This window comes from Methylobacterium sp. BTF04, from assembly GCF_010692745.1.
GTDB lineage: Bacteria > Pseudomonadota > Alphaproteobacteria > Rhizobiales > Beijerinckiaceae > Methylobacterium.
Window position 1 is genome coordinate 1 of record NZ_JAAHTB010000043.1, and the last position, 24,941, is coordinate 24,941.

Genomic DNA, 24,941 nt, shown 5'->3' on the forward strand with positions numbered 1-24,941 from the left:
GGCCTGCCAATCCTCACCCCAGTGTCAGCTTCGTTCTGACCACCTGAGCAATTACTTCTGAACCTTCAAAAGTAGAGGGCGGATAGTATTTTTTCAGTACTGCTCGCCTCCTGCTCTTCTCCGGGAGATATTTTAAAAGTCTGTACTCAACAATAAACTCACTAAAATCTTTTGACATAAGCATTAGGCCATTTAGACCAATTAGTGCAGTTTCGTGGCTATTGAGCTGGCTGCGCAGCAGCTTCCAAAATAATTCTTTCTCTTCGTCGTTTAGAACAGAGTCCGATTTAATTTTCTTTAATATTGTGTAGATTAACCGAAAATATGGCCCGAGATTGCTTTCGTATCTTTTGTACATCTTATGATAGTATACATCTGATATTTCTTCCTTGGTTAGTTCGCGCCCATCAATATCTATCCAGTAAGAAAACTCTTCCCATCCAGCTTTAAAGGCCTCCGTTCCGTGCTGTTTCTCTGTATTAGAAGGCCCAAATTGTTTTCGATAATCTGAGCTATATCGATATTCGACGGCCGATCGTGTTTCCCGAAGTAGGTCTAGCATCTTGAAAAAATTGGCTTCAAATTTTTGTTTGTGCTGCTCAATGGTGTTGTCTTCATTTTGACGGTATTGAAAATACAGCGTTGCTGAAACTGCGCTGAAAGCTAACGCGCCAAAAAGCGCGTTCAAGCCGCCAAATGAGTCGCCCCAGGCGCCTAAATCTTTGATCTCTTCATTTACGCCGATTGTCGATGAGAGCCTTGTCAGGAAGAACGCCCATCCCACCCAAACGCCAAACAGCAGGCCGGCTATTGCTATGGCCACGCCAAGAAGCTTCGTCATCACCTATCCCTGCAAGATTGTGAGGGAAAGCTACCTAAAGTGGTTTGGTTTGCAAACTACATAATTGCCTGGAAACAAGCGACGGGGCGTGCCGCGGGCTCTTATTGTCTGGCCATTCCTCGATGACGAAGAGAGGTCAAGGCATCCGCTCGACCCATTGGGCGCGAGAGGCACCGGGCTCGAACGGAGCGCTGAAATACTGGGTCTCCCACGCCACCTTGCCGTCGCGGAATTCCATGATGCTCACGGTGTAGGACGGTCGCCCATCGTAGGTCAGGACGTATTCGGTGATCCAGATGTCGCCGGCGCCGATGATCCGGCGCACCTCGAAATGCTTCCGGTTCGGCTGCGCGGCGCGGGACGACTGAATGTTGTGCCGACCGCGGATGCGCTCACCCGATTGTGGATATTCGAGCACCGCATCGTCTCGGTAGATCGCGTGCTCTTCCTCGAAATCGCTCGCATCGGACGCGGCCCAGTGACGATCCAGAGCCGCTCGCATATCCCGATCGTCCATATCGCGCCTCCCTGAGCATCGCCGCCCCTGTGGGCCACCGTATCACGCGCTGGCCCGGTGCGGGCCTTGCCGGCAGGGCCTCGGGGCCCGTCCCAGTGCGGACACCGAACGACCAGGACGCGTCGGAAGCCGCCCCATGCACGCGGGCGCCAGGTCTCGGATTTCGATCGCTAGGTGCCGGGCATCCGCGAGGCGACGAGATCGATATCGATTCCGACTTTCAGGGCGACCCATTGCCCCGAGGCCCACGGGCCCTGGCCGATGCCGAAATCGGTGCGTACGAGGTCGACATGGCCCACCGCATGGGCGGCGTCTCCGGTGAGGTCGAGGCGGAAAGGCAGGGTGACGGCGCGGCTCTGGCCGCGAATCGTCAGGGTGCCGACCGCCTCGTAGGCTCCCGGCCCCGTGGCGGCGATCCGGGTGGATTCGAAGCGCGCCATTGCCTGCGTCTTGACGTCGAACCAGTCTTTCTGCGGCAGGGCCTCGTCGCGCTGGACGTCGCCGGTCCGGGCGCTGGCGAGATCGACGAGCACGGTCGCCTGTCCGGTCTCGGGCTTGGCGGGATCGAGGCTGATCCGTGCCTCGAAGCGTTCGAAGCGTCCGGAGAACGGGGCGCCGACCTGTTCGCCGGAGAAGCCGATCCGGCTCTTGGCCGGATCCACGGTCCAGTCGGCGGCATGGCCGAGGCTCGGCGCGAGGAGGAGGGCGGCGAGAAGCCCGGTGCGCAGGTGGGTCATGGCGCGTCTCCGGTCCGGACGGGGGCGAGGGGCAGCATCCGGCGTAAGGTAGCGTCGCGCAGGATGAGGTGATGGCGCAGGGCCGCGCCGACATGCAGCGCCAGCAGGGCGATGAGGGCGAAGGCGCCGTAATCGTGGACCGCTTTGAGGATGGCCTCCGCGCCCGCCTTGTCGGCGAGGTCCGAGACCACCGGCATGTGCGGCCAGGGCACGAGGCCGTACAAAACGGTCGGGATGTTGAAGGGCGAGGCCGAGACCAGGGCCCAGCCGGTGAGCGGCATGCCGAGGAGGAGCAGGTAGAGCAGGCCGTGGGCCGCACCGGCCGCGCGGCGTTCGGCCGGCGGCATCGCGTCCGGCAGGGGCGGCGCCGGGTGCAGGAGGCGCCAGGCCAGACGCAGCAGCGTCAGCAGCAGGACGGTGATGCCCACCGACTTGTGCCATTGGTAGAACTGGAACCGGCGCAGCGGCGCCAGATCCAGCTGCGTCATGGCGAGTCCCATTCCGATCAGCGCAAGGACACCGAGCGCGCTCGCCCAATGCAGGACGATCGCCACCACCGTATAGCGGTGGGTCGGTCCGGTGCCGGTATCCCTGCGCATCGCGGTCGATCTACTCCTGACGCTCGAAGGCGCCGGCGATGGTCAGATGCAATTCGTCGCCGATCAGCGGCACGTAGGTCTTCACGCCGAAATCCGAGCGCTTGAGCGCGCCCTTGGCCTCGAAGCCGACCGTGTACTTCTTGCTGAGCGGGTTCACGCCGGCCCCCACCAGGGTGACGTCGAGGGTAACGGGCTTCGTCACGCCGTGCAGGGTCAGGTCGCCGGTGACCTTGGCCGTGTCTTTGCCGGCGGGCACCACCTTAGTGGAGACGAAGGTCATGTCCGGATACTTGGCGGCATCGAGCCACTGCTCGCCCTTGAGCTCACCGGTCAGCTTGGCGCTGGTGGTGGCGACGGAAGCCACCGGGATCTTGATCTTGAGGGTGCTGCCGGCCGGATTCTTCGGCTGCAGGTCGAGGGTCCCCGACACGTCCGAGAAGCCGCCGGAATAGTTCGAGAAGCCCATATGCGAGACGGTGAAGCCGGCCTGGGTATGGCCGGGATCCACCGCATAGGCGCCGGCCTGGATCTGGGCGGGGTCGCGGGTGGGCGGCGTCTGCGCGAAGGCGGGGGCGGCCGTGAGGCCGAGGACGAGGGTGGAGGCGGCGAGCAGCTTCATGAAGGAGGTCTCCGAATCGTAAACCGTTGGACGCTGTGCCGACCGGGCATCCCCGGTGAGCGGGGCGGCCTGTCTGGCTCGGTGACCCTCAGATAGTCCCGTTCCCAGACCGGTGTAAGCCTGCTATCCGGCACCACATGGTTGCGAATACGGAAACCTTCTCCGGCGGTCTCGACGATGTCCGCGCCTTCTGTGCGGTGATCGACCTCGGCACGGTGACCCGGGCCGCGGAGACCTTGCGCGAAACCAAGGGGAGTGTCAGCCGGCGAATTTCCCGCCTGGAGCGGGCTTTGGGCGCGACGCTGCTCGCGCGCCACCCGCGGGCCGTCTCGCCGACGGTGGAGGGGCTGGCCTTCTATGCCAAGGCGCAGGAAAGCCTGGCCTTGCTCGACGAGGCCGCCGAGACGGCGCGGGATGCGCGCAATGCCCCGTCCGGCCACCTGCGGGTGACGACGTCGATGGATTTCGGAATCGAGGTGATGCCCGAGATCGTCGTGAGCTTCCGGCGGCTGTATCCGCTGATCACGGTGGAATTGCTCACCACCGACACGCGGCTCGACCTGGCGACGAACCGGATCGACCTCGCCCTGCGGTTCGCCGGCCTCGACGACGGCGATACCGGCTACCGGGCCGCGCTGATGCTGGAAGTGGGGATCGGCCTCTACGCCGCCCCGGGTTACCTGGCGGATCGCCCGGCGCCGGTCACGATCGACGGCCTGACCGGGCACGACGTCGTCCTGTCGCGCGAGCGTATCGGCGCGACCGCCCTCAGCTTGACGCACCGGGACGGTCGCAAGGAGCAGATGGTCGCGCGTCCGGCGATCCGGGCGGGGGACTTCGCGACGGTCCTGCGGCTGACGCTGGCGGGGGGCGGGATCGGCCACATCCCGCGTCTGGTGGCCGCGCGCGCCGTGCAATCGGGCGACCTCGTGCGCGTGTTGCCGGATTGGGCGAGCGATGGCGGCGCGCTGCGCGCCGTGACCCTCGCCGGGCGCGAATTGCCGGCGCGGGTGCGCCTGTTCCGCGATCACGTCCGCGGTGAACTGACCCGGCGCTTCACCATCGAATCCGTGCGGCGCTGAGCCCAGACGAAACACGCCGTGCCCGGCCACGAGGGGCCGGACACGGCGCGCATGGCCGCGTGTCGTGCGGTTTTAAGGCCGCTTTCCGTGTGATCGCTCGGGACCGTCCTGTCCCGAGCGATCCTCCGAGGCTGGGAGCGGCTGCCGTCTCCTGCGATCGGGATTTCAGCAAAGGGGACCGCCGGATGTCCGGCCGTATTGCTGCACCGGGAAGTTCGGCTGCTCGGCGTTGCCCTGGCTTGCCGAACTGCGCGCGCACCGGTCGAAGCGCGGCTGGTCGTGGACGCCGAGCGAGCCGGTGGTCAGGTCGTCATACGGCGAGACGGTGATGAAGCGCTGCGCCGACGGCTGGCGCTCATGCGCGAAAGCCGAAGAGACCGGGGCCGAACCGAACAGCACAGCGGCGGCGATAAGGGCGACAACACGAGACGTCATGAGAAGTCTAAGCTCCGGTCCAGGCTATAATTTGATGCTTCGCAAGATTTCCTCTTGCTTGAACCAAAGATAGGTAGCGAGCCGGCTCCATGACGTGTCGCCACGCACGCCGCCGCACGGATTAAAATCCGATGCGGTCAAGCCGTGGCGGATGGCGCGTGGTGGCCTGCCATGTGGCGGCCGATGACCTGGGCATCGGCCTCGGCCGCCGGCACCGCGTAGACGATGCGGCCGTCCGACATCACGACGATGCGGTCGGAGAGTTCGAGGATTTCGTCGAGGTCCTCGCTGATCAGCAGCACCGCCGCGCCCGCGTTGCGCGCCGCCACGATCCGCGCCCGGATCTCGGCCACCGCCGAGAAATCGAGGCCGAAGCACGGGTTGGCGACGACGAGGAGGTCGACCGGGTCGGTGAGTTCGCGTGCCAGCACCACGCGCTGGACGTTGCCGCCCGACAGGGTCGCGATGGGCGCCTCGGACGAGGCGGTCTTCACCTTGAAGCGGGCGATGAGGTCCTTGGCGCGCCGGCTCATGGCGCCCGTGTCGAGCCAGAAGGTCGGCGGTCTGGCGGGATCGTCGCCGCGCCGGTCGAAGGCTCGGAAGGCGAGGTTTTCCGCGACCGACATGCGCGGCGCGCAGGCATTGCGCAGAGGCTCCTCCGGGATGAAACGGACCTTGAGCGCGCGGCTCTGCGCCCGCCTCCCGCCATAGATCTGATCCCCGACGATCACGCTGCCGCCCGTGGCGCGAATCTGGCCGCCGAGCACGTCGGCGAGCTCCTTCTGGCCGTTGCCGGAGACGCCGGCGATGCCGACGATCTCGCCGGCATGGACCGCGAGATCGTTCACCGCGATCGGGCGCAGGCCCGAGGCGTCGGTGGCCTTGAGGTCGGCGATGCGCAGCACGGCGCGGGCCGGGGCCGGCATCGCGCTCCGGCCGGCGACGGTCCGAACCGGGCGGGCCCCCATCATCATCGCCGCCATGTCGTCGCGCGAGAGCTCGCCGACGCGGCCGCCCCCGGCGAGGCGCCCGCGTCGCAGCACGCTCACCGAGCGGGCGAAGGCCTCGACCTCGCGGAACTTGTGGCTGATCATCAGCACCGTCAGGTCGCCGCGATCCGCCATGGCGCGCAGCAGGCCCAGCACCTCCGCGGCCTCGGCCGGGGTGAGCACCGAGGTCGGTTCGTCGAGGATGAGGAACCGGGCTTTCAGGTAGAGTTGCTTGACGATCTCGAGCTTCTGCTTCTCGCCCGCCGCGAGTTCGGCCACCGGCCTGTCGAGGTTCAGCCGGAACGGCATCCGGCCCATGAAGGCGTCGAGGGCCACGCGCTCGCTCGCCCAGTCGATCACCGCCGGCACGTGCGAGCGGGCGATGACGAGGTTCTCGGCACCCGTGAGCGAGGGCACCAGGGTGAAGTGCTGGTAGACCATGCCGAGACCGCGGCTTTGCGCGCCCTTCGGATTGGTGATCGCCACCTCGCGCCCGCCCACCAACACGCTGCCGGCGCTCGGCGCGTAGAAACCCATGATGCATTTCACGAAGGTCGACTTGCCGGCCCCGTTCTCGCCGAGCAGGGCGTGGAAGCCGCCCGCCTCGATCTTCATCGACACGTCGTCGAGGGCCGCGAAGCTGCCGAAGCGCTTCGTCATGCCGATGGTCTCGACGGCGAGGGCACCCGCCGGGGGCGCTTCAGCCGCTACGGATTGCGGCTCGACGGCGCTCCAGGGCACCACTTCGCGGACGGATTGCGGGAAAGGCACCATCGCTCCTCACCCCATCGCCGCGAGGACCGCACCGGACGTCGCCACGGCGCCGAAGACGCCGCCCTGCATCGTCACCATGTTCAGCGCCGCCTGGTGATTGCCGGGGTCGGTGGCCGCGCAGGCATCCGAGACGATGACGCATTCGAAGCCGCGGTCGTTGGCCTCGCGCAGGGTGGTGTGGACGCAGACATCGGTGGTGATCCCGGTGAGGATCAGGTTGCGGATGCCGAGGCGGCCGAGGATCAGTTCGAGGTCGGTGGCGCAGAACGAGCCCTTGCCGGGCTTGTCGATCACCGGCTCGCCGGGCAAGGGCGCCAGCTCCGGGATGATCTCCCACCCGGGCTCGCCGCGGACGAGGACGCGCCCGCACGGCCCCGGATCGCCGATGCCGGCGCCGATGCGGCGCGAGCGCCAGCGCTTGTTCTCCGGCAGATCGGCCAGGTCCGGCCGGTGGCCCTCGCGGGTGTGGATGATGTGATAGCCCAGCGCCCGCGCGGCGGCGAGCAGGCGCCCGATCGGTTCGATCGGCGCGCGGGTCAGACCGATATCGTAACCCATGGCGGCGACGTAGCCGCCCGGCCCGCAGAAATCGATCTGCATGTCGATGATGACCAGCGCGGTGTTGTCGGGCCGCAAGGCGCCGTCGAACGGCCACGGATAGGGCTCGGCGGCGGCGTAGCGTTTGCTGCTGGCCGGGGCCCCCGGGAAGGGAACGACGCTCATTCCGCCGCCTCTCGCGCGGCCGGTGTCGGGGCCGCCCCATAGGTGCGCGTCGGCGCCGCGAAGCCGCAGGACGTGCCGTCGACCACCTTCACCGCATCCTCCCAGGGCAGGCGGTACCGGCCGGCGGCGAGATCCTGCATGTAGGTGTAGGGGCAATCCTGCGCCCCGCCCTTCACCGCCGTGTAGCCGCGGTGGCCGAACTGGTAGATGTTGTTCTCGACGCCCCAGTGCAGGCGCGCCTCGCGCACGAGGTCGGGCCGGACTTCCGCGGTGATGATCTCGTCGACGCGCCCGGTGGTGCCGTGGGCGATGACGGCACCGTCGAAATTGACGATCATGCCCTCGCCCATGGAATCGAACGACCCGTCCGAGCCGCACAGGCAGACATTGGCGGTGACCATGAGGTTGCAGAAGGCGTTCGACTGGTTGGTGAAGCGCCAGGATTCGCGGATCGGCGCCGTGTAGCCCGCCGTGCGGATCATGATCTCGGCGCCCTTGTAGGCGCATTCGCGCGCCATCTCGGGGAACATGCCGTCGTGGCAGATGATGAGCGCGAGCTTGGCGCCGCGCGGCCCGTCGATCACCGGAATGCCGACGTCGCCGGGCTCCCACGGCTCCACCGGCACCCACGGATGCATCTTTCGGTAATAGAGCTTCACCACGCCGGTCTCGTCGATGATGAGCCCCGTATTGAACGGGTTGCCGGCTGGATTGTACTCCATGATGGAGAAACAGCCCCAGATCCGGTTGTCGATGCAGGCTTGGCGGAAGGCCGCCACCTCCGGCCCGTCCATCCGGCACAGGATGTCGGGATTGGTGTCCATCGACAGGCCGTGCAGCGCGTATTCGGGGAAGACGACGAGGTCCATGGTGGCGAGGTTGCGCCGGGCCTTGGCGACCATGTCGACGATGCGCCGGGTCTGCGCCGCGAGATCCTCCGGTGTGGCGACCGACGGCAGTTGCAGCTGGACGAGGCCGAGCACGACGCCGTGGGGGGATTTGTTGAGGCCGCCCAGTCCGTTCATGGCAGGGTTCCTTGGTTTGGCGGGGTTGCTTGGTTTGGCGGGGTTGCTTGGACGAATTTGCTTGCTGTGGTGAGTTTGCTTGCTTTGGCGGACTTATTTGCCCTGTCCGAGTTCCCCCGGTGCACCGGCCAGCGCCCGGTCGGGCGAGGAGGTGGCGATGAGGACGCCGAGCGTCAGCACGTAGGGGGCGGCGTAGAACAGGTAGTAGCCTTGCGAGATGCCCACCGATTGCAGGGCCGGTCCCAGGGCGCCGGCGCCGCCGAACAGAAGCGCGGCCCCGAAGCAGGCGAGCGGGTTCCAGCGGGCGAAGACCACCAGGGCCACCGCCATCAGCCCCTGGCCCGACGAGATGCCCTCGTTCCACGAGCCCGGATAGTACAGCGACAGATAGGCTCCGCCGATGCCCGCCAGCACCCCGCCGGCTCCGGTGGCGAGAAGGCGGACCCGGTCGACGTCGTAGCCCATGGCGCGGGCGGCGTCGGCACTGTCGCCGGCGATCCGCACGATCAGCCCGACCCGGGTGTTGCGCAGCGCCCACCACAGGAACACGCTCAAGGCCGCGCCGATGACGAACAGCACGTTGACGCGCAAGGCCGCCTGGATCTGCGGCAGGTCCGACCACGACCCGAAGGCAAGCGCCGGCAGTTGCGGCGCCGAGGGCTGGATGAAGGGTTTGCCGAAGAAGAAGGCCAGCCCCGAGCCGAACAGCATCAAGGCGATGCCCACCGCCACGTCGTTGACGCGCGGAAACCGGCAGATCCAGCCGTGCAGCAGGCCGAACGCCCCGCCGGCGAGCCCCGCGACGGCCACCCCGGCCCAGGCCGAGCCGGTGAGCACGGCGGTGGCGTAGGCCGACATCGCCCCGAATACCAGGGTGCCCTCCAGGCCGAGATTGATCCGCCCCGAGCGCTCGGTGATGGTTTCGCCGAGACTGACGAACAGGAACGGCGTCGAGACCCGAATGGCACCGCCGATCACCGCGATGAGCACGCTCCACAGGCCGATATCGGTCATGACGCGACGGCCATCACGGGGGCCGCCGCGCGCGTCCGCGTCCAGAGGTGCGGGCTGAACACCTTGTAGCGCCCGTACAGGGTCTCGCTCATCAGCACGAGGACGAACAGCAGCCCCTCGAGCACCAGCACGGTGGCATCGGGCAGTTGCATCCGGCGCTGGATCAGCCCGCCCGACGCCTCGATCCCGCCGAGCAGGAACGCCACCGGGACGATGGCGAGGGGGTTCTGGCGCGCCAGGAAGGCGACCAGGATGCCGGTATAGCCGTAGCCGGCCACCAGCGAGGCGTTGGCGTTGCCGTGCACCGCCGTGACCTCGAAGAAGCCCGCCAGCGCCGCCAGCGCCCCGCCGAGCGCGGTGAAGCCGACGATGAGACGGCCCACGGGAAGGCCCTGGATCTGCGCCGCGCGGACGTTGCCGCCTGCGATCCGGGCGGCGAAGCCCAGGGTCGTGCGCTCCGTGAGCACCCAGGCGGCGACGCAGGCGAGCACGCCGAAGCCGAGGCCCCAATGCACTTTCATGCCGGGCATCGGCCCGACCCTGAACGCCTCGGCAATGGCTCGGGTCGAGGGCTTGTTGAGGCTGGAGGGATCACGCAGCAGCCCCTCGATGAGGTGGTTGGAGAGCGCGATGGCAATGTAGGACATCAGCAGGCTGGCGATGGTCTCGTTGACCCCGCGATAGGCCCGCAAGGCGCCCACAGCCCCGATCCAGGCCGCGCCGGCGAGCGCGGCGCAGAGGGCCATCGCGGGAATTCCTAGGACGGGCGGCAGCCCCGCCAGCGCTGGGGCGATGGCGGCCGCGGCGACCCCGCCGAGCACGATCGCCCCCTCTCCCCCGATGACGACGAGGCCGAGCCGGGCCGGCAGGGCGACGCAGAGCGCCGCGAACAGGAGAGGGGCGGCTCGCTGCAGGCTGTTCTGCAGGGCGAAGGGCGAGCCGAAGCCGCCGCGGTAGATCAGATCGAGAAACCCGGCCGGCGACTTGCCGAGCGCGATGAGGAACAGGCTGAACAGGGCGAACCCGGTGGCGACCGCCCCCAGGGGGATCGCCACGGCCTCGGTACGCCGGGCGATCCAGGCGCGCACCTGGAGGGCCGGGGAGGGTGAGCCGGCACTGTCGAGGTCCGGATGAGCCGTGTCGGCGACCACGTGGCATTCCCTCGTCGTTGCGGCACGGGAACGGCGGGCAGAAACCGTGCCAGAGGTCCCGCTCCGACGGATCGGAGAGGGAGGCGGCTCAGCTCGGTCAGGCCGAGCCCCTCACCCCTTCCACAAGGTAGTTCGTGCTCTCCAGCTCGATCGCGTTCTCGGCATAGGCCTTGCCGGCCGGGGCGATCTGCTTGCCCGTGTTGTCGGAGAGCGGCCCCTTGATGATGGCGAAGCCGCCCTTCATCATCTCGGCCTTGACCGCGTCCGCATTCTTGCGGGCGGCCTCCGAGACGCCCGGGCCGTAGGCGCTCATCTTGACGAAGCCATCGGCGAGACCGCCGCGCAGGAAGTTCGGCGGGGCCTTGCCGGCCTGCATGTCGGCGACGAACCCCTTGTAGATCGGCGCCCAGTCCCACTCCGCTCCGGTGAGGTATTTATCCTTGGCCAGGGCCGACTGGTCGGCATGGTAGCCGCAGACGAAAGCGCCGCGGCGGGCGGCGGTCTCCACCGTCACCTTGGGGCTGTCCACGTGGCAGGTGATGACGTCGGCGCCGCCATCGATGAGCGCGTTGGTGGCTTCCGCCTCCTTGACCGCCAGCGACCACTCGCCGGTGAAGATGACCTGGCAGGTGATCGACGGATCGACGCTGCGCGCCCCGAGGATGAAGCCGTTGATGTTGTTGAGCACCTGCGGGATCGGCTTGGCGGCGACGAAGCCGAGCTTCTTCGACTTGGTGGCATGCGCCGCGACGACGCCGTTCAGATACTGCCCCTGCGCAATGTAGCCGAAATACGACCCGGCATTCTTCGGGTTCGCCTCGGTCCAAAGCCCGCCGCAATGGCGGAACTGCACCGTGGGGTTCTTCTTCGCTTCGATGAGGACGTGCGGATCGAAGTATCCGAACGAGGTGGGCAGCAGCAGGCTCGCCCCATCCAGGTTGATCATGCTCTCCATGGTCTTCTGGACGTCGTTGGTCTCGCGGACGTTCTCCTCCTCGACCACCTCGATCCCGGCCATGCCCTTGAGGGCGGCCGCACCCTGCGCATGGGCCTGGTTGTAGCCGTAATCGTCCTTGGGTCCGACATAGATGACGCCGACGGTCATCTTCCCCGCGGCGCGGGCAGTCCCGAAGGGGAGGGCTGCAAGGCCGAGGGCGGCGGTGCCGCCCAGGAGAGTCCGACGCGAAAGGGAGTGCTTGGCCACCATGCCGCGTTCCGTCCTTCGAAGGGGGACGCTCGACGATGAGCGTTGGAGCGGACGAGGCAAATTCCAGGCCGGTGGGGCTTTGCGGGGAAAGCCGGGCGTTCGGGCAGATCTCGCGCCGCCGATCCGAGGCGAAACCACTCAGGCCGCGCGCGGACGGCACACAAAGGCGGCGAATGTTGCAGGCTTGCGTCTTAGTTAGATCGACAAATGGCGCTGCCGGCGTGTGCCACACACCGCGGATGCGTACCGAAAACTGAGTGTGCCCACACGGTGGACAGGCTTTTGTTTCAGCCGGCGGGCAGCATCGCCTCTCCGAAATGCCGGACTAGGCTCATCTCGAGCTTTCCGTCCATGCCCTGCAGGATGGCGAGCGCGTCGCGCGGCGGCATCGGCGGCTTGTAGGCGCGGCGCTCGGTGAGCGCGGCGTAGATATCGCAGATCGTCAGGAGCCGCACCGTATCGGCGATGGCGTCTCCGACCAGGCCGTCCGGATAGCCGGAGCCGTCGAGCATCTCGTGGTGATGGCGGACGGCGCCGAGGGTCGCTGCGTCGCAGCCGCTGTTGAGCAGGATCTCGTACCCGATCACCGGATGGGTGCGCATCACCGCCATCTCGTCCGCGTCGAGCCGGCCGGGCTTGTTGAGAATGGCGAGCGGAATCTGCGCCTTGCCGACATCGTGCAGGAGGGCGGCGCGCACGAAGTGGCGGCGGTCGTCCTCGCGGAAGCCGAGGTGGAGGACGAACTGTGCCGCCACGCCCGCCACGAGCAAGCAATGCTGGTAGGTGGCGTCGTCGTGGGTCCACACCGTATCGAGCCAGCGCGTCAGGCCGCCTTCCCTGACCGCGGCGAGGATCGGATCGAGGCCGGCCTCGACGATGGGCATCGCGATCGGACCGCCATCCCGGATCTGACCGAACAGACCGGTGAGCACCTCCGTGGCGCGGGTGACCCCACGGGCAATGGGGAGCTCGGCCACATCTGCGGCGGGCGTGAGGTGATGCGTGAGCGCTTGCGCGACGACGCGCGCCTCGGTGTAGGCGGGCAGGCAGATCGTGGCGCCGAGGTTGCGCGCCTGCCGGATGTCATTGTCGGTGTTGGAGCGCATCAGCGCGATGACCGGTAGGCCGGAATCCTTGTTCTCGCGCATGACGGACCGCAACAGATCGGCCGATTCACGCCGCGTCAGGGTCAGGTCGGCCACCACTGCGACGGGCGTCGCGCCGGCGAGCGGCTTCTGGCCGCCACCGACCACCTCGCAATGCGCCACACCGTGAAGAACTTTCTCGAGGGAAGCGCTGCGATCGGGCCGGTCTGTCAGAAGGAAGATGGCCCCACGTTCCATTGAGAGTTCTCCCCCCGATGGCGTCGGGTCTTCCACTGCGACATCTCGATCGAATGCTTGGCGTATAGCCGGCGATTCTGCTAAAAAGATTTTAGGTGACCGTCATGTTTCTTGGGAATTCTTGATAGAATTCGTATCTGGTTTTTGGGTGTCGGTGTGATTGAAGCCGGTGGCGGCCGCTTAATTTCACCTCAGCGACCTCCCGAAATCTGCATCAAAATCCTTAAGTTTTTTCGACAAACACAGTCGCCTTTGGATGATTTTGCTTTCGAAAAGTAGGCAGTCATCGCCGACGAAAAAACAGGATTCGCTCCTCGAATTGCTTCCGAATATAAACTCAAGGTTGATTGTAAAATATTACGATTGTAATCGTTCCGACCCGTGTCGCGATACACAGCGAGCGACAGCGATTTCGGTCTCGCCCGGCGGGTTTGATGGTGCCGGACCCGCGCAAAAATTAAGTATCACTGGCATCAACGGCGTGACGTGATCCTTCCAAATCTGGAGGATGACAGGTTATTAGAACTATATTTCGCGATATGAAAAGTTTCGTTTGACGGTTATCACGACAACGTGAGTGCGGCGGATAGGCCATCGCCACGCGGTAAGACCACGCAGGTGCCGCAATCCTCGGGCCAGATTGGCCGATCGCGCGCTCCGCGCTGAGGAAACGACAGGATGACCGGGTCCGCGTATCGCCTGTGGTCCGTGTTGACGGCATGCTCTCTCCTGCTCGGCGTCGCGTCACCGGTGGTGGCCGGTGCGCCGGCCGAAGATGCCGCCTTCCTCGATCGCCTGAGTTGGGGGATTACCCCGACGAGCTTCGCCGACCTGCGTACCAAGGGGCGCGAGCGCTGGCTGAAAGAGCAGCTCCATCCGCCTGCGGCACTGCGCCTGCCCAATGCGGCCCAGGTCCAGATCGACGCCCTTGCGCCACAAGGCTCGCTGTTCGCGCGGGTGGTCGCATTCGAAGCGCAGGCAAAGGCCGCCAACGCCCTGCCCGATCCGGAGGCGCGCAAGGCCGCGCAACAGGCCTATCAGGCCGCCCTAAACACGGTCCAGCGCGACGCCGCCGCCGCGACCCTGCTGCGCGCGCTCGCGAGCCCCGATCAGCTGCGCGAACGGATGACCTGGTTCTGGTTCAACCGCTTCAACGTCCACCAGGGCAAGGCGAACCTGCGCGCGATGGTGGGCGACTATGTCGATTCGGCCATCCGTCCGCACGCGCTCGGGCGTTTTCGCGATCTGCTCGAGGCGACGCTGCGGCACCCGGCCATGCTGCGCTACCTCGACAATGCCGACAACGCCGGCGGCCACATCAACGAAAACTACGCCCGCGAGTTGATGGAACTGCACACCATGGGCGTGGGCGCAGGCTACACTCAGGCCGATGTCGAGAACCTCGCCCGCATCCTCACCGGGATCGGCATCGACGCGCGGTCCGAAGACCCGAAGGTGAAGCCCGAGCGGGCCTCCGACCTCGTGCGGGACGGTTTGTTCGAATTCAACCCGAACCGGCACGATTACGGCGACAAGACCCTGCTGGGGCATGCCATCCAGGGGCGCGGCTGGCCCGAGGCCACCGAGGCGCTCGACCTGCTCAGCCGGCATCCCGCAACGGCGCGCAACGTCTGCCGGTCGCTGGCGGCCTATCTGCTCGGCACCGAGCCGCCCGATGCCCTGGTGGAGCGGCTCGCCGTCGTCTTCACCCGGACCGACGGCGATATCGCCAGCGTCGTCGATGCGCTGGCTCACGCGCCCGACTTCACGGCCGCCCCGGCCGCTCCGTTCAAGGATCCGATGCGCTTCGTCCTCTCGGCGGTGCGCCTCGCCTATGACGGACGCCCGGTGCTGAACACCCAGCCGGTGCAGGGCTGGCTCAACCGGCTCGGAGAAGGGCTGTTCAACCGCTCCACCCCGGACGGATACCCCCTGTCGGCCGCCGCCTGGAACGGGCCGGGGCAGATGACGACGCGCTTCGAGATCGCCCGGCAGATCGGCTCGGGGCCGGCCGGGTTGTTCAAGCCGCCGGTGGCCGACGCGGTGGAGGAGCCGGCCTTTCCGCTCCTCCAGAACGGGCTCTACTTCTCGACCCTGGCCGGCACCTTGAGCGCCTCGACGCAGGCGGGCCTCGCGCGGGCGGTCTCGCCCCAGGATTGGAACACGCTGTTCCTGTCCTCCCCCGAATTCATGCGCTGACCGCGCCTCACCGAGAAGGGATCTGCTGATGAACCGTCGTGACCTCATCCGGGCGGTCGGTGCGCTCGGCCTTACCACCGTCGCGGGCCGGGTCTGGGCCGCGCCCAAGGCAGAAGCGCGTCTCCTCGTGGTCTTCCTACGCGGGGCCTACGACGCGGCCAATGTGGTGATCCCCACGGGGAGCGATTTCTACTATCGCTCCCGCCCGAACCTCGCCGTGGCCCGGCCCGATCCGGCCAATCCGGCCGCCGCCCTGGCGCTCGATGCCGATTGGAGCCTGCATCCGGCCCTGCGCGATACCATCCTGCCGCTCTACGCCAAGGGGCAGGCCGCCTTCGTGCCGTTCGCCGGCACCGATGACCTCACCCGGAGCCATTTCGAGACCCAGGATACGATCGAGCTGGGCCAGACCGTGGGGGCGTCGCGCGATTACAATTCGGGTTTCATGGCGCGGCTCGCCGCCGAGTTGACGCGGGTGCGCCCCATCGCCTTCACCGACCAGATGCCGCTGGTCTTCCGCGGCGGCGAGAGCGTTCCGAACATCGCACTCGCCACCCTCTCCAAGCCCGGTATCGACGAACGGCAGGCCAAGCTCATCGCCGCGATGTATCGCGACACGCCGCTTGCCGGCGCGGTGAACGAGGGATTCCGCGTGCGCGACGCGGTCTACCAAACGATCTCCGCGCATCAGGATCAGGCCGATCGCGGAGCGGTCTCGCCCAAGGGCTTCGAGGTGTCGGCCCGGCGCATCGGCCGGCTGATGCGCGATCAGTTCAACCTCGGCTTCGTCGATGTCGGCGGCTGGGACACCCACGTGAACCAGGGCGCCGGAACCGGCTACCTCGCCGATCGGCTGAGCGAGCTCGGGCGGGGCCTCGCCGGCTTCACCGAGGAGATCGGCGCGGGCTGGAGCGATACGGTGGTGGTGGTGCTGTCGGAATTCGGCCGCACCTTCCGCGAGAACGGCAATCGCGGAACCGATCACGGCCATGGCAGCGTCTATTGGGTGCTCGGCGGCGGCGTGAAGGGTGGGCGCATCGCCGGGCCACAGGTGAGGGCCGACGAGGCCCACCTGTTCCAGAACCGCGACTATCCCGTGCTCACCGATTACCGAGCACTTCTGGCCGGCCTGTTCCAGCGCCTCTACGGCCTCGATCAGGCGAGCCTACGCCGCGTCTTCGTCGATGTGACCCCGGCCGACCTCGCCCTGGTGTGAGGTCGGGCGCGTCCCCCGGCCCGGATCGCCACCAGCTGCCGATAGGAGCCCGCCAAGCCGTGTCTCGCTCTGGAGCGCGAAGCCAACGCGGCAGCGAGGCCTGGAGCAAGAGCGCCCAGTACTTCGACCCGCGATGCTTTTAAAAGTAAATGGTGCCCAGGGACGATGTGGAAAATGCCTGATAAATCAAGGGCGAGATTATGAGGTGCGGGATAGGGCGCCCCTTTGATTTTTAACGGGTATTTTCGGTGTCCCCCGCACCTGCAGCGTCTTTCCCTCGCCGCCGGCGGACTGATCGAGGCGGCGTTCGCGCGACAGTTGGGGAGCGTGGGCGAGGCTGTGACGATCCGGCCATAGGCGCCCACCCGTCGATCTCCTATCCCGTCCGGCCCGCCACAGCCGTCGGACCCGATGTCAGCCTCACCGTCACCCAAGATCCTCTCCGCTGGCCCGCAGGATTGGCGCAAGGCCTTCCTCAACCTCCGGCCGAGCGTCGTGCCGTGCCCTGGCCTGACCATGCAGAGCTGGGCCGGCATCCACGAGAAGTGCGTCGACTTCCTCGATCTCTGGGCCGATGAAGCCGCTGGCCTCGGCTGGACGACGCTCGACCTCTTCGGTGTGCATCCCGAGGCGGGATTGATCCGTCCCGATTTCTGCGGCGGCATCGTCATGTCGGGCGACAAGGTTTCGGCGCTCACCGCCAATCGGATCAGCTTCGTGAACACCGCCTTCTATCGCGACACGCCGGGCCGGCCGACGGGCGCCGTGCCGATCTGGGCGTTTAAGGGCTGAAACCGGTCGGGGCTGTTCGATCTTCACCCGCATGACCGAGGAGGCCTGACCCATACACGTCTTGATTTGTATCAGGGAATCACATCAACTATAGGTCAATATAGCGTGATCTGAGGCAGGCCGATGCAAGACGCGCTTGATATCGGTCTCGATGCCCCTCCAATCGTTCAGATCGGTCATCATGCGATTGAGATCGGCCGCCTTTCCGAGGAACTCGGAAACCCGATGATCGGCTTCCTGGTCAAGGCATTGATTCTTGAGGTCGGCCGGATGACGGCGCACCACCTCGTTATCAGCGGTGCCGGTGAGGCATCCCATTGAACGAGCCGCACCGCTACCAACGAACCGAGGCCGAGATCGCCGTCAAGCGAGCGATCCATCGCCGGGTGCTCCGGCGCATGCTCACCATCTGGCTCCTGCTATGCCTGACGGCGCTGGTGGTCACCGCCATGCTGACGTGGCTGCGGTTCTGAAAGGGCTGGCATCCCTGTTCACGGGGCGGCCCTCGCCGTCGGCAACTCGCTGACTTGGGTGGTGTAGCGCGGGCTACGCATCCCGAACTTCGTCGCCCAGGCGCGCTTCGCTTCTAAACCGGCGCGCGCCGGCACGACGCTGCCTCTTCCGAAGCGCGCGTTGCATTCATCCATCGCCGCCATAAGCGGCCCGCTGCGCTCGCGATCGAGACGGCCGAACAGCGGCCGCGGGCTCTCCTCCAGGGTCATCAGGTCGGTAGTGACGATTCCGGCCTTGCTGTAGCGCCACGGCCGGTCACCAGGATCGCGCCAGGTTCGGGCGACGCCGGCCCGCGCCGCACTGATCAGCGCCAGGGTGTCGCTGGTCGCCTCCGGCAGCGTCACTGTCGTCGAAACCGAGCGCATCGGGCTGCCCTGATCGTGCGTCGACGTGTGATAGAAAACCGTGACGTGCGTAGTCCCGAGGCCGCCCCGCCGGAGCTTCTCGCCGAGCCGGGTCGCGTGGGCTGCTACGGCCTGTTCCAGCGTCTCCCGATCCGTGACGCGGTTGGCAAACGACCGGGTCACCGCGCAGCCCTTGCGCTGGGCCGGCATCAGTTCGAGCGGCAGGCAGGCCAGCCCGCGCAGCTCATGGATGATGCGCTCGCCCACCACCGTCATCGCCTTGCGTACCGGGCGGGGATCGAGGTCGCGTAGGTCGGCCACGCTGTCGACGCCCATGGCTTCCAGCTTGGCGAGCGAGGCCCGGCCGATCCCCCACACCTCGCCGACGTGGATCCGGCACAGCCAGGCCGCGCGCTCGTCCTCGTCGGTGAGGTCACAGACGCCGGCGAGGTCGGGGATCGTCTTGGCGATGTGGTTGGCGAGCTTGGCGAGCGTCTTGGTCGGGCCGATCCCGACGCAGGTCGGGATGCCGGTCCAAGCCCGCACCGTCGCCCGCAGGTCGCGCGCCAGCTCTGCGCGCCGGTCCTCGCGCACGTCCGAGAGGTCGAGGAACGACTCGTCGATGGAGTAGATCTCCACGGCCGGTGAGAAATCGCGATAGATTGCGTTCGCTCGGGCGCTCATGTCGCCATACAGGGTGTAGTTCGACGAGAAGGCCCGCACGCCCTCGCGCCTGCACAGGTCGCGGATCTTGAACCAAGGCTCGCCCATGCGGATGCCGAGCGCCTTGGCCTCGGCGGTCCTGGCCACCGCGCAGCCATCGTTGTTGGACAGCACGATCACCGGCACGCCGGCGAGCTTCGGGTCGAACACGCGCTCGCAGGAGCAATAGAAACTGTTGCCATCGATCAAAGCGATGGCCCGGCTCATCGCACCAGACCGGCGCGGGCGATGTGCCAGCGGATCGAGAAGCGGACCACCCCCCAGATCTGGCCCTCGGCAGCCTCTTGTACGGCGAAGGCCGGCAGATCGGGGTTCTCGAACGAGAGACGCGCGATATTGCCCTCTACCAATAGGCGCTTGATCGACATTTCACCGTCGACCGCGGCAACCACGACGCTGCCGTGTCCGGCCTTCAGACTGCGATCGACCACGGCGAGATCCCGGTCGAAGATGCCGGCGCCGCGCATCGAATCGCCGGCGATGTTCCAGGCGAAGGTCGCGGGCGGGTTCGGCGCGAGCCAACGCGGCAGCTCCAGGGAGCCTTCGAGGAAGTCGTCTGCCGGCGACGGGAAGCCGGCGCAAAGCGCCTGCCCAATGATGGGGATCCGAACCGTACGGGCGCCTTCCTCTCGCAGCTCGATGATCCGGTGCACCTTCACCGATGGTCTCCGGTGGGCGGTGCGGAACGGGCGTAGCCGCGCGAGATGAGCCGGTCACGCTGCTCGGAGCGGCGCTCGGCTTCATCCATGTCGGCGAGCGCGTCGGCGATGACCTGGACGAGGGCGGCCCAGGGGTCGTTTCGCGCGGCCGCAGCGTAGGCCCGTGCAATTTGCTCGGCTTCGATGAGCGGTTGGTCGGCAGTTCGTCCGTGCATCCGCGTACCCTGCCTTTTGGAACAAAAGAGGAACAAACACCGGCGAGGCGTGCTACTCAATCCCAGGGCACGGACAATCTGTTTCCGCTGTGCACGGCTGTGGATAAGGAGACAAAAGGCGAATGCGGGCGGGGACTTACCGTTTCCATTGCACTGATGGCCGTTACGCCGTGCTTGATCTCTCCGGCCGCTATCTGCGGGCGCGGGCGGATCTGCGTGTGGAAGCGATGCGGGTGGCTCGGACAATTATGGGCCGCTGCGCCGGCCGGCTCGATTGGTCGGCCTGGCTTGTTGACGTGCACGACGCCGCCGGCTGGCGCGTGCTTATTCTGATGTTTGAGGAAGCCGGCCCGGCGTTGCGGGCGGCGTTGAGGAAGGGTTCTACAATGGCGTTCAAGGCGAAATCAGCCGCGGAAACGAAGGCGGGTGACCTCGCATCCGCGCTCATCCGGATAGCGGATCGCGAGGGCGCACCGCTCAGCATTGGTGTCGATCAGCTCCGACAGGGCAATCCGCGGCTGACCCCGTTGGCGATCGGTCAGACGTTCCGGAAGCACCGCGACAGCCTTGACGCAGCCATGGCCGAGCGTGGCTACGTCCTCGTCGACTACGCCGACCAGGGGCCAGGTCGGGGTATGGAGTTCGAGATCGCGGCCGACGCGTAAGACGTTGGCTGGCCGTACTGGAGCCAAAGGGCAAGCGACGCATTACAGCTCAGGCTGCCAGGTTGCCTCCAAGGACCTGAACGATGTGCAACCTCTACAGTCTGGTGACGTCGCAGGCCGAGATCCGGGCATCGTTCGGTGTTGCGCGCGACGAGACCGGCAATCTGCCGCCTATGCCGGGCATCTTCCCCGATCAGCGGGCGCCGATCGTGCGGATGACCGAAAGCGGCGAGCGGATCCTGGAGATGTTCCGCTGGGGCATCCCAGGCCCGGAGCAATACGGCGAGCACCCCATCACCAACGTGCGCAATGTGAAGAGCCCGCACTGGCGGCCGTGGCTCAAGCCGGAATACCGCTGCCTAGTGCCAGTGTCCTCCTTCAGCGAGTACGCCGATACCAAGCCCAAGAAGACCCCAACGTGGTTCGCTCTGGACGAGGACCGGCCGCTGTTCGCTTTCGCCGGGATCTGGCGGCCGTGGACGGGCGTACGCGGGACCAAAGCCGAGAATCCCGACCGGATCGCGGAGGAGCACCGCCTGTTCTCCTTCCTCACCTGTGATCCGAACGGCGTGGTCGGGCCGATCCACCCGAAGGCGATGCCGGTGCTGCTGACCACGCCGGACGAGTGGAGCACCTGGCTCGCGGCGCCGACGGAGATTGCCCTGGAGCTCCAGCGACCTTTACCGGACGCGATGATGCGGATCGTAGCGACAGGCGCTCGGAAGGACCCAGAATGACAGATGCCGGGCACTGCCGCGTTCTGGCGGGCGTCGCGATCCTCGGTCGGTTCGGCGAGAGCCTGCAGGGCGGCACAGGCGGTGAGATGCCCACCACCGAGCCCCGATGATCACCCTACCGCGCTGGCTCGCCGACCGCCTGATGCCCGGTCGCTACCTTAGGGAGGTCTCTACCAAGGCGGCCACGCTCACCTCCATGTGGGGTGACGATGCCTGTGCCGTCGCGCGGGCGGGCACTGCTGGCCTTTAGGTTCGGGCGGCATCAGCGATCTTCCCCGTCATGCTTTGCGATAAAACTTTTCATCTCGCTCAAAGCATTTCTAGGGGGGCGAGGCAATTCGGCGGCTCGCGCGATTATGTTTTTCTTCACCTTTTCATCTAGACTTGGCCATTCCCTAAGCACCGCGGCACCGAAGCGCATTAGGTTGTCCTTCTCCCATTCGTCAAACTCTAGCCAATCCATTTGTACCTCCTGCTTGGCGTCGAGCATACGCCAACGGGAGATATCGCGCGAGTGACAGAAAAGGGAACGCGAGGCTCGACCGTTTGAGACCAATCTTCAAACGGTAACACCACCGATCACCCTCGGGAGGAGGTGCTTGTCGCGTTTATTCGATTGGTCTGGTAGTCCTCGCGTACATTGAGGCCTTGCGCATGTCCAAACCGTTTTACGATCGAGATCAGGCCGAGCGGATTAGCTTAACCGAGGCGGCTATGGCCGAAAGGCGTACGGTCCGCGAGCGCTGGATTGCTCTCGCAGCACCAGAAGGTGAGCCCTGGAGTGCCCGAGCCGCTTTGGCGGCAGAGATCTTGGCGGACGAGCTTGCAGTCGTTGATCTCGGATGCGGGACGATGACACTTGAGCGCTATCTGTCCAAAACCACCGCCTATCATCCCGTCGATGTTGTCGCGCGGGATACTAGAACTATCGTTTGCGATGTAAACGCTGAACCACCACCTAGTATCGACGCCCAAGCAGTCGTATGTCTTGGCCTCTTGGAATATGTGCTCGACCCGGCACATCTCATGAGAGAGCTTTCGCAAAAATATAGCGTATGCGTGATTTCGTACTGTATATCCGATGCCGTTAAACCCCTTTCTGAGCCGCGCCGCGCTCACGCATGGTTTAATGACTTTACTCAAAATGAAGTTGAGACGCTGTTTACTCATACTGGATGGGTAATTGTGCATACCCAAGCCATTGACAATGCGCAGATGGTTTGGCGGCTTGAAAGTAAAAAACCCAAGAAGACCGTGCACCAGAACAAAAACAGTATAAATAATAAATCAAAAGAACAGAAATTATATATCCATTCGCATCATAAGTGCGCGTCTAGATGGATGATTGCATACCTGGCAAAGACGGCAGATATAAATGCTCGGTCTTTTACATCGGTTGATCGTACCGATCTTATTCGGCCAAGTGAAGCTGACTGGTGCCTATTCGGAAACTCTGCATACGAAACAGCCGCTAGCCGTAAGTTGTTCGGTATTCATATTGTACGCAATCCTCTTAGCATTTTGCTTTCAGCGTACTACTCCCATCTTACGTCGCATCCAACTGATGGGTGGTCAAAACTCGAGCGTCATCGGGCGGTCCTACGATCCGCCAACCTCGTCGATGGTCTTTATCTTACCCTGGCATTTTTAGAGCAGGACAACATCAACGACGGAGCAGTCGGGCCCCTTTATGCGCTGCGGCGATGGGACTACAGCGATCCTCGTTTTCTAGTCGTACGTATGGAAGATGCTGTTGGTGATCCTAGCGGGGTTTTAGGTAGGGCTCTCGGCTCTGCCAATATGAAAGTTCCGAATGACGCAGATTTTCGATTTGAAGCATTTGCAGACGGTCGGTCGATCGGAGATATTAGGCCGGACGCACATTATAGAAGCGGACTTCCGCATGAGTGGAGAGATGTCCTTCCCCAACCACTCATCAATCACTGCCGTTGGGCTTACTCTGATCTTTTAGAGCGATATTATCCCGAAGTTCTTTCATGAAAACGGTTGGTATTTTTAGGATTCTCGGGATGAAAAGCAAAAACCCGCCAGGATTGCTCCGGGCGGGTGAAGATGGCAAATACGAAGATGCCTTGGGAAGGCCTACGCTGCGCTGCATCTTGTATGCGAGATGCAAACTCTTATAGTGGTTCACCTTTCCGTCCTTCAAGCAATCCTCCGACGATCGGCCCCACCAGCCCGGCGAGCAGGATGTAGACGCTGCAGAGATCCTGATGCTCGGCCGCGATCAAAACGGCGTTCCCTCGACCTTGAACCGGATTATCGTCTCGTCACGCGTCAGAGGCCAGAGATACTGGTGGACGATGTTGCAGGAATAGACCGGGATCGCGCGATACGAGGCCTCTCCAGCCTCGAAGTAGCTCGGCACGTCCTCGACGAAGGTGACGACGAACTCGCCAAGCCCGCGCGGGGGCCGCTCGTAGTCCACGTCGACGAGAAACTTGCGGTGGGTGCGTGAATCGTAGAGCACCCGGTCGACATGACCCCGGCACTCGCGGGTGTACCGGATCGTCTGCCGGATGATGAGCTTGCCGCCCGGCTTCACCACCGGCGTCACCACCTCAGTTCGGATGACCTCAACGGGGATGTGCCGGTCAGCGAGCCAGTAGCAGGCCATTCCGGAGGTCCCGAGGATGGCCGAGCAGATCACGCCGAGGCAGCCGTAGCCGAAGATGCGCAAGCTCATTTGCCCCCTCGGATGATCGAGAACATGTCGATGCCGCTCTTGGTGAGGGCGACGACGCCACCCACGAACGCGACCGCGGTTCCGCAGACCCACATCAGGACGCGGGCAGCGGTGCGCGATGAGGTGATGAACTCGACCGCGCCATCGAGGTTGGTGAGCTCTTTCGTGTTCTTCTCGGAGATCCACACGATGGTTTTGGGATCCAGCGCCAGGAGCTTCTCGAAACGATCCACGTCCGGCTCGCTCATGCTGGCGAAAAGCCTGCGCAGGTGCGGTGGGAAAGCGACGACCTGGGCGTTCTCCCCGAGATAGACAGGATCATGCCGAACCTCCTGGCGCACCCGCTCCAGCTGATCCTCGCCAATGCCTCGGTCAGGGAGTTGCATGCACGCGCGCATGCCCTCGCCGAAGGATTCGACAGGTACCCTGGGTCCCTTGGTACGTACATTCTCATCCCCGCGTGGCGGCCGATACGACTGGCTCATGATCTCTCCGGAGCGGCGGACGGGCCCTGCGCCCGCCCGTCGTCATGGCCTCTGGCGGCCCTACTTGGCGACGATCGCGGCCTGCGCCGGCGCCAGGGTATTGGCAGCCGTTGCCCCGTCCTCGAGATGCAGGGTCCGGAAGACGAGCTCGGCGACACCGTTCGGCCCGCCGGCCGCCGACACGACTGCCTTCGGAGCCGCGTCGACCGCGCGCTGGACCGCCTTGGCGATCACGGACGAGCCCACGGCGATGGTGAGTGCTTGGCCCTTCACGACGCCCTCGGTGGCGTTCAGGGCGTAGTCCGTGACGGCCTTGGTCATCTGCTCGAGGCGAGCCTGCGTCAGGAACATGCTGGCCCACGGCGCGACCTGATAGATGGCCTTGCCGGCGAGCGCGACGAGGACCGGCATCAGGATGGCGGTGAGGGTCTGACCGGCAGCGACGATCCAATCGCCGTAGGGCAGGATCACAGCCGGAGCGGTGGGGACGGCTGCCACCACCTCCGCGGCGATGGCATGGCTGGAGAAGGCACAGGCAAGCGCCAGCGCCGCAAGGACGATGCGGGTCATGGGGTCTCTTTCAGGTGGGGGGTGGTTGGGCGCGCAGCGTTACCCGGCCGGCTCGGGATC

The 24,941-nt window shown here is 65.3% G+C and carries 30 protein-coding genes; 10 read left to right on the forward strand and 20 right to left on the reverse strand.

All coding sequences use genetic code 11. The annotated features are described in order from the left end of the window. Window positions 1-13: 13 nt before the first annotated feature. The 5 genes from G3T14_RS19430 to G3T14_RS19450 all read right to left on the reverse strand — a co-directional run bounded on the left by G3T14_RS19430 (window position 14) and on the right by G3T14_RS19450 (window position 3,313). Window positions 14-841 carry a putative phage abortive infection protein gene (locus G3T14_RS19430; RefSeq protein WP_163644192.1) on the reverse strand — a complete coding sequence of 276 codons (828 nt, stop codon included), beginning with the start codon at window positions 839-841 and terminating at the stop codon, window positions 14-16. A gap of 136 nt (window positions 842-977) precedes the next feature. Then, entirely contained in the window at window positions 978-1,358 is a 381-nt protein-coding gene (locus G3T14_RS19435) for a nuclear transport factor 2 family protein (protein WP_163644193.1), read from the reverse strand. Window positions 1,359-1,528: 170 nt separating this feature from the next. After that, on the reverse strand, window positions 1,529-2,095 hold the full coding sequence (locus G3T14_RS19440) for a YceI family protein (protein WP_163644194.1): 567 nt from the start codon (window positions 2,093-2,095) through the stop codon (window positions 1,529-1,531). Further along, the gene (locus G3T14_RS19445) at window positions 2,092-2,694 is read right to left on the reverse strand and encodes a cytochrome b (RefSeq protein ID WP_163644195.1); all 603 of its coding nucleotides are present in this window, start codon (window positions 2,692-2,694) and stop codon (window positions 2,092-2,094) included. The genes G3T14_RS19440 and G3T14_RS19445 overlap by 4 nt, the downstream gene beginning before the upstream one ends. A gap of 10 nt (window positions 2,695-2,704) precedes the next feature. Then, window positions 2,705-3,313: a YceI family protein gene (locus G3T14_RS19450; RefSeq protein ID WP_163644196.1), complete on the reverse strand. Its 609-nt coding sequence runs from the start codon at window positions 3,311-3,313 to the stop codon at window positions 2,705-2,707. A gap of 137 nt (window positions 3,314-3,450) precedes the next feature. Here G3T14_RS19450 and G3T14_RS19455 point away from each other — a divergent pair, with 137 nt between their 5' ends. Then, window positions 3,451-4,395 carry a LysR family transcriptional regulator gene (locus tag G3T14_RS19455; RefSeq protein ID WP_163644197.1) on the forward strand — a complete coding sequence of 315 codons (945 nt, stop codon included), beginning with the start codon at window positions 3,451-3,453 and terminating at the stop codon, window positions 4,393-4,395. A 165-nt stretch (window positions 4,396-4,560) separates the two neighbouring features. On the opposite strand, the gene G3T14_RS19460 is transcribed toward G3T14_RS19455, so the two are convergent. The 8 genes from G3T14_RS19460 to G3T14_RS19495 all read right to left on the reverse strand — a co-directional run bounded on the left by G3T14_RS19460 (window position 4,561) and on the right by G3T14_RS19495 (window position 13,056). Continuing rightward, on the reverse strand, window positions 4,561-4,830 hold the full coding sequence (locus tag G3T14_RS19460; protein WP_163644198.1) for a hypothetical protein: 270 nt from the start codon (window positions 4,828-4,830) through the stop codon (window positions 4,561-4,563). A 137-nt stretch (window positions 4,831-4,967) separates the two neighbouring features. Further along, the gene (locus G3T14_RS19465) at window positions 4,968-6,479 is read right to left on the reverse strand and encodes an ABC transporter ATP-binding protein (protein WP_246733435.1); all 1,512 of its coding nucleotides are present in this window, start codon (window positions 6,477-6,479) and stop codon (window positions 4,968-4,970) included. A 120-nt stretch (window positions 6,480-6,599) separates the two neighbouring features. Then, complete coding sequence (locus G3T14_RS19470) at window positions 6,600-7,316, reverse strand: isochorismatase family cysteine hydrolase (RefSeq protein WP_163644200.1); 717 nt, start codon at window positions 7,314-7,316, stop codon at window positions 6,600-6,602. Next, complete coding sequence (locus tag G3T14_RS19475; RefSeq protein WP_163644201.1) at window positions 7,313-8,341, reverse strand: formamidase; 1,029 nt, start codon at window positions 8,339-8,341, stop codon at window positions 7,313-7,315. Before G3T14_RS19475 ends, G3T14_RS19470 begins: the two co-directional genes overlap by 4 nt. A 93-nt stretch (window positions 8,342-8,434) precedes the next feature. Continuing rightward, a complete protein-coding gene (locus tag G3T14_RS19480; protein ID WP_163644202.1) occupies window positions 8,435-9,355 on the reverse strand; it encodes an ABC transporter permease in 921 nt (306 codons plus the stop codon). Further along, window positions 9,352-10,506, reverse strand: coding sequence for an ABC transporter permease (locus G3T14_RS19485; protein WP_163644203.1), 1,155 nt, complete (start codon window positions 10,504-10,506; stop codon window positions 9,352-9,354). Before G3T14_RS19485 ends, G3T14_RS19480 begins: the two co-directional genes overlap by 4 nt. Before the next feature lie 97 nt (window positions 10,507-10,603). After that, the gene (locus G3T14_RS19490) at window positions 10,604-11,713 is read right to left on the reverse strand and encodes a BMP family ABC transporter substrate-binding protein (protein ID WP_163644204.1); all 1,110 of its coding nucleotides are present in this window, start codon (window positions 11,711-11,713) and stop codon (window positions 10,604-10,606) included. 287 nt (window positions 11,714-12,000) lie between these two features. Then, a complete protein-coding gene (locus tag G3T14_RS19495; RefSeq protein ID WP_163644205.1) occupies window positions 12,001-13,056 on the reverse strand; it encodes an HD domain-containing phosphohydrolase in 1,056 nt (351 codons plus the stop codon). Window positions 13,057-13,734: 678 nt separating this feature from the next. On the opposite strand from G3T14_RS19495, the gene G3T14_RS19500 reads away from it, so the two are divergent. From G3T14_RS19500 to G3T14_RS19520, 5 genes are all read left to right on the forward strand, one after another. Continuing rightward, window positions 13,735-15,255, forward strand: a complete 1,521-nt coding sequence (locus G3T14_RS19500) for a DUF1800 domain-containing protein (protein ID WP_163644206.1) — start codon at window positions 13,735-13,737, stop codon at window positions 15,253-15,255. Window positions 15,256-15,283: 28 nt separating this feature from the next. Next, a complete protein-coding gene (locus G3T14_RS19505; RefSeq protein WP_163644207.1) occupies window positions 15,284-16,471 on the forward strand; it encodes a DUF1501 domain-containing protein in 1,188 nt (395 codons plus the stop codon). 411 nt (window positions 16,472-16,882) lie between these two features. Continuing rightward, window positions 16,883-17,263, forward strand: coding sequence for a hypothetical protein (locus G3T14_RS19510; RefSeq protein ID WP_163644208.1), 381 nt, complete (start codon window positions 16,883-16,885; stop codon window positions 17,261-17,263). A gap of 123 nt (window positions 17,264-17,386) precedes the next feature. Beyond that, window positions 17,387-17,584: a hypothetical protein gene (locus G3T14_RS19515; protein ID WP_163644209.1), complete on the forward strand. Its 198-nt coding sequence runs from the start codon at window positions 17,387-17,389 to the stop codon at window positions 17,582-17,584. Then, a complete protein-coding gene (locus G3T14_RS19520) occupies window positions 17,581-17,736 on the forward strand; it encodes a hypothetical protein (protein ID WP_163644210.1) in 156 nt (51 codons plus the stop codon). Before G3T14_RS19515 ends, G3T14_RS19520 begins: the two co-directional genes overlap by 4 nt. An 18-nt stretch (window positions 17,737-17,754) precedes the next feature. Here G3T14_RS19520 and G3T14_RS19525 read toward each other — a convergent pair whose 3' ends face one another. Genes G3T14_RS19525 through G3T14_RS19535 form a run of 3 tightly spaced genes read right to left on the reverse strand, consistent with a single transcriptional unit; the run spans window position 17,755 to window position 19,717 of the window. Continuing rightward, on the reverse strand, window positions 17,755-19,050 hold the full coding sequence (locus G3T14_RS19525) for a Y-family DNA polymerase (protein WP_163644211.1): 1,296 nt from the start codon (window positions 19,048-19,050) through the stop codon (window positions 17,755-17,757). Continuing rightward, window positions 19,047-19,502 carry a translesion error-prone DNA polymerase V autoproteolytic subunit gene (umuD, locus tag G3T14_RS19530; protein ID WP_163644212.1) on the reverse strand — a complete coding sequence of 152 codons (456 nt, stop codon included), beginning with the start codon at window positions 19,500-19,502 and terminating at the stop codon, window positions 19,047-19,049. Before umuD ends, G3T14_RS19525 begins: the two co-directional genes overlap by 4 nt. After that, window positions 19,499-19,717, reverse strand: coding sequence for a hypothetical protein (locus G3T14_RS19535; RefSeq protein WP_163644213.1), 219 nt, complete (start codon window positions 19,715-19,717; stop codon window positions 19,499-19,501). Before G3T14_RS19535 ends, umuD begins: the two co-directional genes overlap by 4 nt. Before the next feature lie 386 nt (window positions 19,718-20,103). On the opposite strand from G3T14_RS19535, the gene G3T14_RS19545 reads away from it, so the two are divergent. The 3 genes from G3T14_RS19545 to G3T14_RS19555 all read left to right on the forward strand — a co-directional run bounded on the left by G3T14_RS19545 (window position 20,104) and on the right by G3T14_RS19555 (window position 21,369). Then, the gene (locus tag G3T14_RS19545; RefSeq protein ID WP_163644228.1) at window positions 20,104-20,382 is read left to right on the forward strand and encodes an adenylosuccinate synthase; all 279 of its coding nucleotides are present in this window, start codon (window positions 20,104-20,106) and stop codon (window positions 20,380-20,382) included. A gap of 83 nt (window positions 20,383-20,465) precedes the next feature. Further along, window positions 20,466-21,119, forward strand: coding sequence for an SOS response-associated peptidase (locus tag G3T14_RS19550; RefSeq protein WP_163644214.1), 654 nt, complete (start codon window positions 20,466-20,468; stop codon window positions 21,117-21,119). A 106-nt stretch (window positions 21,120-21,225) separates the two neighbouring features. Next, complete coding sequence (locus G3T14_RS19555) at window positions 21,226-21,369, forward strand: hypothetical protein (protein ID WP_163644215.1); 144 nt, start codon at window positions 21,226-21,228, stop codon at window positions 21,367-21,369. A gap of 12 nt (window positions 21,370-21,381) precedes the next feature. On the opposite strand, the gene G3T14_RS19560 is transcribed toward G3T14_RS19555, so the two are convergent. Next, on the reverse strand, window positions 21,382-21,609 hold the full coding sequence (locus tag G3T14_RS19560; protein ID WP_163644216.1) for a hypothetical protein: 228 nt from the start codon (window positions 21,607-21,609) through the stop codon (window positions 21,382-21,384). Window positions 21,610-21,773: 164 nt separating this feature from the next. Here G3T14_RS19560 and G3T14_RS19565 point away from each other — a divergent pair, with 164 nt between their 5' ends. Next, window positions 21,774-23,120, forward strand: coding sequence for a hypothetical protein (locus G3T14_RS19565; protein ID WP_163644217.1), 1,347 nt, complete (start codon window positions 21,774-21,776; stop codon window positions 23,118-23,120). Between the two features lie 247 nt (window positions 23,121-23,367). Here the strand turns inward: G3T14_RS19565 and G3T14_RS19570 are convergent, their stop codons facing one another. The 3 genes from G3T14_RS19570 to G3T14_RS19580 are packed head-to-tail and all read right to left on the reverse strand — an operon-like array spanning window position 23,368 to window position 24,881. Then, entirely contained in the window at window positions 23,368-23,826 is a 459-nt protein-coding gene (locus tag G3T14_RS19570) for a hypothetical protein (protein ID WP_163644218.1), read from the reverse strand. Then, a complete protein-coding gene (locus tag G3T14_RS19575) occupies window positions 23,823-24,311 on the reverse strand; it encodes a hypothetical protein (protein WP_163644219.1) in 489 nt (162 codons plus the stop codon). Before G3T14_RS19575 ends, G3T14_RS19570 begins: the two co-directional genes overlap by 4 nt. Window positions 24,312-24,371: 60 nt before the next feature. Then, entirely contained in the window at window positions 24,372-24,881 is a 510-nt protein-coding gene (locus G3T14_RS19580; protein ID WP_163644220.1) for a hypothetical protein, read from the reverse strand. Between the last annotated feature and the right edge of the window lie 60 nt (window positions 24,882-24,941).

Coding starts and splice junctions, on each gene's coding strand:
- G3T14_RS19550 (WP_163644214.1), top strand. CDS start 20,466: ATGTGCAACCTCTACAGTCTGGTGACGTCGCAGGCCGAGATCCGGGCA.
- G3T14_RS19480 (WP_163644202.1), bottom strand. CDS start 9,355: ATGACCGATATCGGCCTGTGGAGCGTGCTCATCGCGGTGATCGGCGGT.
- G3T14_RS19505 (WP_163644207.1), top strand. CDS start 15,284: ATGAACCGTCGTGACCTCATCCGGGCGGTCGGTGCGCTCGGCCTTACC.
- G3T14_RS19430 (WP_163644192.1), bottom strand. CDS start 841: ATGACGAAGCTTCTTGGCGTGGCCATAGCAATAGCCGGCCTGCTGTTT.
- G3T14_RS19510 (WP_163644208.1), top strand. CDS start 16,883: ATGTCAGCCTCACCGTCACCCAAGATCCTCTCCGCTGGCCCGCAGGAT.
- G3T14_RS19490 (WP_163644204.1), bottom strand. CDS start 11,713: ATGGTGGCCAAGCACTCCCTTTCGCGTCGGACTCTCCTGGGCGGCACC.
- G3T14_RS19545 (WP_163644228.1), top strand. CDS start 20,104: ATGGCGTTCAAGGCGAAATCAGCCGCGGAAACGAAGGCGGGTGACCTC.
- G3T14_RS19475 (WP_163644201.1), bottom strand. CDS start 8,341: ATGAACGGACTGGGCGGCCTCAACAAATCCCCCCACGGCGTCGTGCTC.
- G3T14_RS19440 (WP_163644194.1), bottom strand. CDS start 2,095: ATGACCCACCTGCGCACCGGGCTTCTCGCCGCCCTCCTCCTCGCGCCG.
- G3T14_RS19580 (WP_163644220.1), bottom strand. CDS start 24,881: ATGACCCGCATCGTCCTTGCGGCGCTGGCGCTTGCCTGTGCCTTCTCC.
- G3T14_RS19495 (WP_163644205.1), bottom strand. CDS start 13,056: ATGGAACGTGGGGCCATCTTCCTTCTGACAGACCGGCCCGATCGCAGC.
- G3T14_RS19455 (WP_163644197.1), top strand. CDS start 3,451: ATGGTTGCGAATACGGAAACCTTCTCCGGCGGTCTCGACGATGTCCGC.
- G3T14_RS19500 (WP_163644206.1), top strand. CDS start 13,735: ATGACCGGGTCCGCGTATCGCCTGTGGTCCGTGTTGACGGCATGCTCT.
- G3T14_RS19450 (WP_163644196.1), bottom strand. CDS start 3,313: ATGAAGCTGCTCGCCGCCTCCACCCTCGTCCTCGGCCTCACGGCCGCC.
- G3T14_RS19515 (WP_163644209.1), top strand. CDS start 17,387: ATGCAAGACGCGCTTGATATCGGTCTCGATGCCCCTCCAATCGTTCAG.
- G3T14_RS19470 (WP_163644200.1), bottom strand. CDS start 7,316: ATGAGCGTCGTTCCCTTCCCGGGGGCCCCGGCCAGCAGCAAACGCTAC.
- G3T14_RS19525 (WP_163644211.1), bottom strand. CDS start 19,050: ATGAGCCGGGCCATCGCTTTGATCGATGGCAACAGTTTCTATTGCTCC.
- G3T14_RS19535 (WP_163644213.1), bottom strand. CDS start 19,717: ATGCACGGACGAACTGCCGACCAACCGCTCATCGAAGCCGAGCAAATT.
- G3T14_RS19565 (WP_163644217.1), top strand. CDS start 21,774: ATGTCCAAACCGTTTTACGATCGAGATCAGGCCGAGCGGATTAGCTTA.
- G3T14_RS19435 (WP_163644193.1), bottom strand. CDS start 1,358: ATGGACGATCGGGATATGCGAGCGGCTCTGGATCGTCACTGGGCCGCG.
- G3T14_RS19570 (WP_163644218.1), bottom strand. CDS start 23,826: ATGAGCTTGCGCATCTTCGGCTACGGCTGCCTCGGCGTGATCTGCTCG.
- G3T14_RS19445 (WP_163644195.1), bottom strand. CDS start 2,694: ATGCGCAGGGATACCGGCACCGGACCGACCCACCGCTATACGGTGGTG.
- G3T14_RS19555 (WP_163644215.1), top strand. CDS start 21,226: ATGATCACCCTACCGCGCTGGCTCGCCGACCGCCTGATGCCCGGTCGC.
- G3T14_RS19460 (WP_163644198.1), bottom strand. CDS start 4,830: ATGACGTCTCGTGTTGTCGCCCTTATCGCCGCCGCTGTGCTGTTCGGT.
- G3T14_RS19465 (WP_246733435.1), bottom strand. CDS start 6,479: ATGACGAAGCGCTTCGGCAGCTTCGCGGCCCTCGACGACGTGTCGATG.
- G3T14_RS19560 (WP_163644216.1), bottom strand. CDS start 21,609: ATGCTCGACGCCAAGCAGGAGGTACAAATGGATTGGCTAGAGTTTGAC.
- G3T14_RS19575 (WP_163644219.1), bottom strand. CDS start 24,311: ATGAGCCAGTCGTATCGGCCGCCACGCGGGGATGAGAATGTACGTACC.